At 64.5% G+C, this 9527-nt stretch carries 8 protein-coding genes; 3 read left to right on the top strand and 5 right to left on the bottom strand.

Annotated elements, in window-relative coordinates:
* Positions 1-48 precede the first annotated feature (48 nt).
* Positions 49-270, bottom strand: a complete 222-nt coding sequence (locus tag MJO58_RS12750; RefSeq protein ID WP_090601812.1) for an MbtH family protein — start codon at positions 268-270, stop codon at positions 49-51.
* Positions 271-1015: 745 nt separating this feature from the next.
* Between MJO58_RS12750 and MJO58_RS12745 the strand changes: the two genes are divergently transcribed.
* Positions 1016-1807: a GAP family protein gene (locus MJO58_RS12745; RefSeq protein ID WP_239723023.1), complete on the top strand. Its 792-nt coding sequence runs from the start codon at positions 1016-1018 to the stop codon at positions 1805-1807.
* A 412-nt stretch (positions 1808-2219) separates the two neighbouring features.
* Positions 2220-2870, top strand: a complete 651-nt coding sequence (locus MJO58_RS12740; RefSeq protein WP_239723022.1) for a biliverdin-producing heme oxygenase — start codon at positions 2220-2222, stop codon at positions 2868-2870.
* Here the strand turns inward: MJO58_RS12740 and MJO58_RS12735 are convergent.
* The 4 genes from MJO58_RS12735 to MJO58_RS12720 all read right to left on the bottom strand — a co-directional run bounded on the left by MJO58_RS12735 (position 2815) and on the right by MJO58_RS12720 (position 8471).
* Positions 2815-5094 (bottom strand): SpoIIE family protein phosphatase, encoded by a 2280-nt coding sequence (locus tag MJO58_RS12735; protein ID WP_239723021.1) that lies wholly within the window; start codon positions 5092-5094, stop codon positions 2815-2817. The genes MJO58_RS12740 and MJO58_RS12735 overlap by 56 nt on opposite strands.
* Before the next feature lie 231 nt (positions 5095-5325).
* On the bottom strand, positions 5326-6639 hold the full coding sequence (locus tag MJO58_RS12730) for a cytochrome P450 (protein ID WP_239723260.1): 1314 nt from the start codon (positions 6637-6639) through the stop codon (positions 5326-5328).
* Positions 6640-6825: 186 nt separating this feature from the next.
* Entirely contained in the window at positions 6826-7695 is an 870-nt protein-coding gene (locus tag MJO58_RS12725) for a coiled-coil domain-containing protein (RefSeq protein WP_239723020.1), read from the bottom strand.
* Between the two features lie 44 nt (positions 7696-7739).
* A complete protein-coding gene (locus MJO58_RS12720; RefSeq protein WP_239723019.1) occupies positions 7740-8471 on the bottom strand; it encodes a M protein in 732 nt (243 codons plus the stop codon).
* A 328-nt stretch (positions 8472-8799) separates the two neighbouring features.
* Between MJO58_RS12720 and MJO58_RS12715 the strand changes: the two genes are divergently transcribed.
* Positions 8800-9471: a TetR/AcrR family transcriptional regulator gene (locus MJO58_RS12715; RefSeq protein ID WP_239723018.1), complete on the top strand. Its 672-nt coding sequence runs from the start codon at positions 8800-8802 to the stop codon at positions 9469-9471.
* The last annotated feature ends 56 nt before the right edge of the window (positions 9472-9527 follow it).

Below are 9527 nucleotides of genomic sequence, written 5' to 3'. Positions count from 1 at the left end.
GTCGTCCCCCCGAACTGCACCGGTCCCCGCACCCGGTTGAATTACCGATCAGAAACTCGGCTGCGCCAACCGTTCCCGCAAACTCTTTGAACGAATGTCAGGCCAATTACGTTCGATGTAGTCCACACATGCTGTGCGGTCGGCCTTTCCGTAGGCCACGCGCCAACCTGCCGGGATATTGGCGAAGTCCGGCCACAGGCTGTGCTGCTCCTCGTCGTTGACCAGAACGAAGAAATCGCCGTCGTCGTCATCAAACGGATTGGTTTGCATTGAATTGACCCCCACTATCGACGAAAATTGCACAGCACTGTGCGGCACCTGAGCGAGCTCAAGGCCGACGCGGCATCACAGCATCGAAGCCATATGCGGCTCGAGCGTTTGATCGACCGTCTCGTCGACACGATATCCGTGCCGACGACCCTTGTCGTGGCAGCGCCGCCTAGACGGTCATCAAGGCGGCGGTCTGTTCCCAGCCCCGACCCACCCTAGGACGCCAAGCTGTGCGCCAGATGAGTGACATACCGGAAAGCCCCGAGGTTCTCGGTGATCGTCGCCACAAAAAAGCCGACCAACCCCAATCCGCCTCGCAATACCCCAATCGACATACATGCCGACCCCCGATCCACCTTTCGGCGCCTGATACCCGTTCGTACCAGGGCGAAACGCCCCGACGTCGTTTTACCGCGATTCGCACGAAATTCACAGCAAATCGTTTGACTCTACGCGTGCACTGTTGCGCCTACTTTGCTGCCAGCAAATCCGCATCTCTTGCGGATGCCGGGTGTGCGGCCACTTTCGCAACCGTTGTACCCCCGACTTACTTGTCCGACAACGAATGTGTCGTCGGCTACCGCCGCCACGCGGCGGGACGTTGCTCGTGCCGCCACGCAGACTGTGCCGCTCGGCGCGGTGATGCGGTGCGGGCTAACAAGTCCGACCAACCTGCATCAGCAACGGCAACCGCCCGCGGCCGCGCCCGGTTTAGGCCGGAACAGACTCGGGTAGTGCTGCGCCCATGTGGGGGTCGGTGTTTGGGCTGGCGCTGCTGGCTGCGCTCAACCCGATGCGTCTTGGCTTGGCACTACTGATGATTTCTCGGCCGCGGCCGGCGCCGAACCTGCTCGCTTACTGGCTGGGCGGCCTGACCATATGCGTTCCAGAGCTGCTGATTCCCCTCGTGGTGTTGCACTTCACCCGAACGTTCGAATCCGGTCATCGTGAGTCGAATTCCGCCACAACAGGTTCCACCCTCGCGGCACTACAGATCGGAATCGGCGTGATCGGGCTGTCGATCGCGGCCATCATGTCATTACGCGTCGTGGCGCGTCATCGTTCACCCGTACCGACACCAAGCGGCGGCACATCGGGGGTCATGCCGGATCCCGTTGGGGCACTGCCACTGCCACGGCTACTGGACCGCACACAAGACGATCCGGCGACTGGCCGATCCGTGACGCGGCGCTTGCTCGAGCGTGCCCGCATTGCATGGGAGGGCGGATCCTTATGGGTGGCATGGGCGATCGGACTCGCTTCTGTGCCCGTCGACGGAGTCCTCTTCATGGTCGCCATCATCGTGGCCTCCGGTGCAACGATGGCCACACAGATCAGCGCCGCAATCGCATTCGTCGTCGTGATGTACGCCGCGGTCGAAATCATTCTGGTCGGCTATCTGGCCACCCCGGCGAAAACCCACGCGTTGCTGCGTCTCCTACACGATTGGGTGCGAACATATCGTCGGCAGATCTTGATAGTGATGTTCACCGTCGTCGGGGTATCGCAGCTTGCTCAGGGCATCGGCAGCGGCTGAAGGCCCGTCCCGCCGGCTAGCGATTTCCGCGGAGGCGCTGCGTTCATTGGTGAACTCGGCATCGATCAACACTCCACTGTCGCCCAACCGGCCGAGTTTGCCCAGCAAATCCGTCATTCACCCGGTGGTCGGACCGCCTTCCTGCGTGTTGCCAGTAGGCACCAAACTGTCGGGGTCGTCAATTTAGTTCTCCGCCGGGCGATCTCGCGCTTCAGATCACCACGACCTCCGAGCAGCTTGCCGCGGGGTTCACCTCGAAGGCCGGCGAGGCGCTTGGTGCACACGCTCCGCGCTGATCCACGAGCGTAGCCAGGACCGACCAACTGCGTGGTGCAAGGATCAACCTGCCACCGTGGGTGCTGGCTCGGTAGCATCCAAGACGATGGTGCCGCTACATCGAGGAGAGCACGCAATGCCGGTGCGCGCCGCTGAGACGGACCGGCCGCTTTCGGTCGCGATGAAGGAAGGCTCGGCCGAAGAGCACGCCCGGGCGGAGCAGTCGCCGTTCGTGACCGAGTTGCTGGCGGGACGGGTCAACAATCACGGCTACGCCGATTACCTGCTTCGGCTGCGCGTGGTTTATGCCGCCTTGGAGGGCGCCGTCCGCGGCCGTCGCGACGATCCGTTGGTGGCCGCGGTATACGATCCGATGTTGGAGCGCCTGCCGGCCATCGAGGCGGACCTCAAACACTGGAAGCCCAACGGCGCCAGTACGATCCAGTCACCCGCCGCGGAGGCCTACCGCGACCGTATCGAGACGGCCTCGTGGGGCGGAGCGCTGGTGGCCCACCACTACACCCGCTATCTCGGGGACCTCTCCGGCGGCCAGGCCATCGGCAGAATTCTCGACCGCACATTTTCGCTCGGGGGCGCCGGGCTGGCAATGTACCGATTCCCGATGCGCCCCAAGCCTTTCAAAGACCGCTATCGGGCTCGCCTCGATGCACTGCGCCTCGGTCCCGACGCGGTTCGTCGTGCAGTCGACGAAGTCAAGATCGCGTTCGGCCTCAATCAGGCGGTGTTCGACGAACTGTCCGACAACCTGCCGGTCTACCAGCAGTAGGCACCGCGAAAGTTCGGGGACGCCAGAGGGCGACGATCGTGACGTCGTCGTCGATATTGCCCGAGTCCATCGCGGTCCAGATCCTGGAGGCCGGGGCATCGCACGCGCGACCCAGGGTCTCGGCGAGGCGGTTCAGACCTTCGTCGATCACCTCGCCGCGGCGTTCCACCAGGCCGTCGGAGTACATGACCAACCCGTTGCCGGGCTCGACGGTGAATTCGCTCGGTGCGTACGTCACGCCGCGGATGCCGATTGGCGGCGAAAGTTCGATCGGCGCAAGGACCGTCGCCGAGTTGGTCAGATACGGGATCAGGTGGCCCGCACACGCGGCCTGCACCACGCCCGAGTCGAGGTCGACCCGCGCGGCGACGACGGTGGCGAACGCGCCGGGCAGCATGTGAACACAGAAGTCGTTGAGCTGAGTGAGTGCCTCGGCCGGTGTGGCGCCCGCGAACAATTGCGCCCGCAGCGCGTTGCGTAGCTGTGCCATCGTGCCGGCCGCGGTGATGCCGTGCCCGGCGACGTCGCCGACCAACAGGATCAACCGGCCGTCGCGCAGCTCGAATGCGTCGTACCAGTCCCCGCCGACGTTACCCCCCGCGGCCGGCTCGTAATAGGCTGACAGCCGCCAACTTTCGAGCGCAGGGATCGACTCGGGCAGCAGGCTGCGCTGCACCATCTCGGCCATGCGCAACGCGCCGCGGGTGCGACGGTACAGCGACTCCACCACGTGGCGGCGCAACGACTCAGCGGACTCGCATTCGCTGGGCTTCCACGGTTCGCTGCGTTGGTGGACGATCTCGCGCCATCGGTCGAACGACTTGCGCGGGCTGAGCCGCACGCCGTCGCCCTCGCTGACCGCGATCGCCTTGTTGTACGGGTCGCCACCCCAGTCAACGGAGCGCAGCACCTCGCGACGGAACCAGACGGCGTACTGGCCGTCGGGCAAATTGATCACGAGCGCGCCGGCGGCCAACTGCGGGTCGAGGTCGAGCGCGGGGAGCTCGCTGGCCAGGCATTCACTGCTGGCGATCTCGTCGTCGGCGCCGCGTGCCCAGTCGATCACCGCGGCCACCACCCGCGGCGGCGGAACCGACCCTCGGGCCTGGCGGTCGCCCTGGATGTTGACGACAACACCTTCGGCGGGGACCAAGTCGAGCAGGTCGGGCGCCCCGAGCAGCGCCGCCGTCAGCGATTCGCCGTCGTCGAGGGTGGCAGCGGTCAGCTTGCCCAGCACCGCCTGGGCGGCCAGCCGCTTCTGCAGTTGTTCGTCCTCGAACCGGTCGACGAGCCGCAACGACAGGGTCGCGCCGAGGAACTCCGTCGCCGCCCGGGTGCCGAACGGCGGCAGATGAGTGCCTGCGTAGTGGTGGCAGGCGATGAGCCCCCACAGCCGCCCCTCGCGCAGCAGTGAGATCGACATCGACGCATGCACGCCCATGTTCTGCAGGTATTCGACGTGAATGGGCGAGACGCTGCGCAGCGTCGCGTAGGTGAGGTCCAGCGGGGTGTCGCTCGCCGGGTCCACGCTCGGCACCAGCGGTGCCGGCGCGTAGTCGACGTCGGAGATGAGCCGAATCCAGTTCTTCTCGTAGAGCGCGCGCGCCTGCGCGGGGATGTCGGTGGACGGATAGTGCAGGCCTAGAAAGGAATTGAGGTTGTCGCGTTTCGATTCGGCGACGACCTCGCCGTTGTACTCCTCGTCGTAGCGGTACACCATCACCCGGTCGAAACCGGTGAGATCGCGGACGGCCCGCGCGGCGGTGGCGTAGAGCTCGGTCAGCGTAGCGGCCCGGTTCAGCTCCTCCACGGCGCCGCGCACCGCCTGGTAGGTGTTCGGGAAGGAGAACGGCCGTGGGCCGTAGGCGATCTCGAGCTCCACCAAGAGCACCCCACCTGGCTCGCGGTGCAGGATGGCGTCGAACGCTCGTGGCTCGCCGGCCACGTCGATCACGCACTCGAGCGGATTGTGCTGGCGCAGGCTGCCGTAGCTCGCGGCCACCTGCTCGACGCGGGCGGCCTGTTGGTGGCCGATCAGGGCCGACAGATGCCGGCCCAGCACGGCGTCGACGGGGCGACCGAGCAGCTCGGCGACATTGGCGCTGACCTGACGCACCTCGAAGGCGGGCTCGCGGACCACCGCGAGCACCCCGCGGGGCTGGATGCTGCCCGGGACGTGGATCGGCTCGCGGGCGCAGTTGTCGAGGTCGATGGGCGTACCCACCGGAACGAGATCGTCGATTTGCTGGCCCTCCCCTGCCAGTCGCGGAATCCGCACCTCGTTGTCACGAGTGCGACATGCTCAAGGCCTCCTTGAGCACGCAATCGCGCGCAAGAGCATCCTTTTCATGTACCGGGAAACAGGGGCGACGGCCCGACCGTCTTAGACCAGGTTAGCGAAATTAACCTCGTGGTCAGCCAGCCGCTCCCGTGTGTCGGGCGCCAGGCGATCGGGTCAGGAAGCCATCGCGGCCGTGGGCCGCAGGCGCACGGGCAAGTGTTTGAGTCCGTGGAGCGCCATGCTGTCGTTCCAGGTCGGTTCGCCGGCCAGCACCAGATCGGGGAAACGTGCAAATAACGACTGTAGGCCGATGTGCAGCTCCATGCGCGCCAGCGTCGCGCCCAGGCAAACGTGTATGCCACTGCCGAAGCTGACGTGTTCGCGGGCGTTGGCGCGGGTGATGTCGAATTCACCGGGACGTTCGAAGACCGCCGGATCGCGATTGGCTCCGCCCAACAGCAGCAAGATGGCCTGGCCCGCGGCTACGGGGTAGCCGTCCAGGTCGAGAGCTTCGGTGGCAACCCGCACTCCCCATTGAACGGCGGTCTCATAGCGCAACATCTCTTCGACCGCGTTAGGCCAGCCCTCGGGATTTGTCCGCAGCCGGTCCAGCTGATCGGGGTGCTGTAGGAGCGTCACGATCGCCTTGCCCATGACATGGGTTGTGGTGATGAAGCCGGCGCCGAGCAGCAGCGCCGCGAACAGCCGGACCTCGTATTCGGTCAGATCACCGTCCTGCAGAACGGCCGCCAGGATGCTCTCGTCGTCGCCGCGCTGACGCAGCCGATCGACGTGCATCGCCAGGTAATGCTCGAATTCTCGCGCCGTATTGATGGACGCTTGAAAGTCCCGCCAGCCTGGCGCCGCGCTGGAGAGCAACCGGGTTGAGTCCTGCCCCACCTCGTCGAGCTGCGCAGTTTCCGCTGTTGGGATGCCCAGCATTTCCGCAATGACTTCGACGGGAACTCGAGACGCGTACGCGGCGACCAAATCGCATTCGATTGCCCCGGCCAAGCCATCCAGCAGGTCGTTGACGATCTGCTGGACGCGATCACGCAGCGCTTCCAGCGCACGCGGCGTAAAGGCCCGGGACACCAGGCGACGCAGCCGCGCGTGCTCGGGCGGATCGGTGACTAGCATCGACGGCGGCTGAATGGCATTCAATACCTTCGGATTGGTCTTGGCCAGGACCCACCGTGCGACGCGAGATGGCGCCTGATCCGCAGGCTTGATTGTCCGAAATCGATTGTCGCGCAATACTTCACGGACGATCTCCACATCAGCGGTGATCAATCCAGCACCGGGGAAAGCAGTGAGGCGGCCGCGCTGTCGTATCTCTTCGATCAGTTGATACATGTTGGCGTGCCGGTGGTTATCGATCACCAGCTGCGCCACCGCATCACCGCGCCGCGCGACCAGTTTCAGCGCCGCACGGGAAACGCCATACCCCGCCGCCCAATGAATCCGGTCCTTGATGGCCATGTTCATGCGCGCACCTCGACAATCGATTACAACGAGCGTACTCGCCGACGGCGCCAAATAGTCGCTAAAAAGGGGTTGGCGCAGGAGGCCCGTTTTCGGCCATGGCCTGGTTTCGGCAGTCATCGCGATATGCAGCAGGACAATGGAATTGGACTTATCTCCAGCGCCTGGACGTGCCTGTGGACTGGAGGCTTAGGCTTCTTCGCTCACCGCCGGTGTCTTGACAACGGCGATCCGGTCGCGGCGCACAGCAGTCTCAATCCGGGTCTGGATATCGCTCAACGCAGCAAGGACATCTCCGCGCGTCTTGAGCAGTTCCTTGACATCCGCCTCCGTGCGCTCCTTGATCGATTGCGCATCGCGCTCGGCGGAGGCTATTAAGCCGGCCGCTTTGAGACGGCCCTCCCTCTCCAGGGCCGCAAGCTGAATCTCGGCTTGCTCCCAGCGCGACTTGATTTGCTCCTCCAGGCGACGCTGGGCCTCGCGCCGACGACGTTCGTCCTCCTCGGCGAGGTGCTGTTGCATCTCGCGGCGACGGCGCTCGGCCTCTTCGGCCTCCTCGGCCAGGCGGGCGCGCTCGTCATACGCTGATTGCAGCACTTCCTCGGCTTGGGCCTTGGCCTCCGCCAACGTCTGTTCGCGGCGCGCCGCGGTGGAAGCCTGGAGCTCGGCCAGCGCTGCGCTGGCGATGGCGCGGTCCTGTCGGGCCTTCTCGACCTCCTCGCGCAGCTCACGGGTCAGCGCCTCGGCCTCTTCGCGGGCCATTGCCTTGGTGCGACGGGCTTCATCGGAGGCCACCCGCATCATTCGAGCAATGCGATCCGACATGCCTTCGACCGACTCGATCGGACCGGAAAGGCGCTGGATGTCGCCACGCAGCTGATCGATCTCGGTGTTTAGCCGTTCGCGATCGCTCTCGGCGTGCGAAGCGTTTCGCTCAAGGACCTGAATCTGATCTTGGAGAGATTCGATCTCGCCGTGAATACGGGAGACGTAGTCAGTTACCTGGGCGCGATCGAAGCCGCGCAATTGCGTCTCGAAAACCGGTATTGCGCTTGCCATCTGACCTTCTCGTATAGCTAGTGGTTGCTGCGGCAAATTTCGAACTACCCAACATCGCCAAGCAGCTCGTGAGCCCCATCAACATCGCGGGCCGAATGCGCACCGTAAGCGGAGCGTCGGTCCGAGGACGGCGAAATGGTCCGGACGGGGTCATCTTCTCCCCAGGGGCGATCCAGGGTGTTAAACGTGTCGTAGAAATCCTTAAGCTGCGCAATAACTTTCGCGCGTACCCCATTGAGCTCATCCAACTTGGCCTTCGCCGCTGCAACCTGCGCATCAACCTGACGCTGAACCCGGATCAACGCTGCCTCAGCTTGGTCCTTCGCCTCGACCAGAATCTCGGCGGCATCGGCGGCGGCCTGCTCCCGCAGGAGCGCAATGTCAGCCCGAGCCTGCTCGCACTCCGCTTCAACCTCATCCCGCATTGTGGTTGCCGACTGATACTGCCGCTGGGCGTCGGCGAGGATCTCGGCGGCGCCCTCCTCAGCGTTGACCCGAACGGTTTCCGCGAAGCGACGCGCCTCGCCCTTAATCTCCTCGGCCTCCAGGCTGGCCGCGTTGAGAATTGCGGCGAGTCGATCACCTAGGAATCCGATGTCGTCAGGGATGGCCGCGGCTACTTCGGTGAAACGGGCCGACACGGATTCCAACTCGGCATGTGACCGGCCCAGTTGATCCCGAAGCGTATCGATCCGCGAATCGCCTTGGCGGGCCAGCGCTCGCAGGTCGCTGAGCTGACTGTCTTCTTTCTCCAAGTGCCACGAAAGCCGCTTCACTACACTCGCCGACCTTCGTTCTTGTCCCCCACTCGCAATCACAGTGAGCAGCGTAGCAGACTGAGAGTCTGCTACAGACTGAAAGTCTTCTACAAACTGAAGGTCGGTTCGTCCACATTGTTAACAACGCTTGTGAATAGCCGATAGGAACCGTGTGACGGGAAGCTGAAAGTTAGTTGAGCGGCGTCTCCGCGATTACCGCGCGACGGCGATCGGTCGTGCGGTTCGCCCGTTCCAGGCGCTCGTCAAACCGTCTTCGCTTTGAGGAACACGTTGACATACCCAGAGTCTGGTCCCCACCGCCACGCACCTGGCTACGCTCTTGTCAATGGGGTATGGCAGAGCGAACCGCCGCAAGATGCAGGCGGAGCTCACCCGGACCGCAGTACTCGACGCGGCCCGGGACCTCTTTGTCGCCAAAGGCTTCGAAGCGACCTCGGTCGACGAGATCGCACGCGCATCGCAATCCAGCAAGGGCGCCGTCTACCACCACTTTCAGGACAAGCAGGCGATCTTCGCCGAAGTCTTCCGGGCCAGCCAGGCCGCCATCATGCAGGCCGTACTGCCAGCCGCCCTCGAGTCCATGCCGGATGACGCCGGCCCCTGGGAGCAGGCGTTGCTTTCGATCAGCGCCGTGCTGCGGTGTTACATCGAGGACGACGTGGCACGGATGTTGCTGCGTGAGTCGCCCGGCGCCCTGGGCTGGGACCGCAAACAAGCACTCGACGAGGAAATGGCGCTGCCACTGCTCCGCGCGGTGCTCACCGAGCTCATCAAGGCCGGTGAAGTGGCGCCGATACCGGTGGGCGTGGCCGCCGAGCTGCTCTACGCCCTGCTTAGCAAGACGGGGCCCATCATCGCCGCCGCCGAGGATCCCGCCCAAGCGGTCACCGAGATCGAGCCGGTCCTATTCAAGCTGCTCAGTGGCCTGCGCCGCGACCCGGCGCCAAAAGACAAAAGCACGCGATTGGGTTTCGCGCGACCACACGATCCCACGTGACGAGATCGCTCCGGCGCCGCGGACACTAGGCATCGACACCATCCATAGCATCGGCC

Origin of the sequence: Mycobacterium lentiflavum (assembly GCF_022374895.2) — a bacterium.
Taxonomy (GTDB): domain Bacteria; phylum Actinomycetota; class Actinomycetes; order Mycobacteriales; family Mycobacteriaceae; genus Mycobacterium; species Mycobacterium lentiflavum.
The sequence above is the reverse complement of the archived record's forward strand: the minus strand, read 5'-3'. Positions and strand labels throughout refer to the sequence as shown.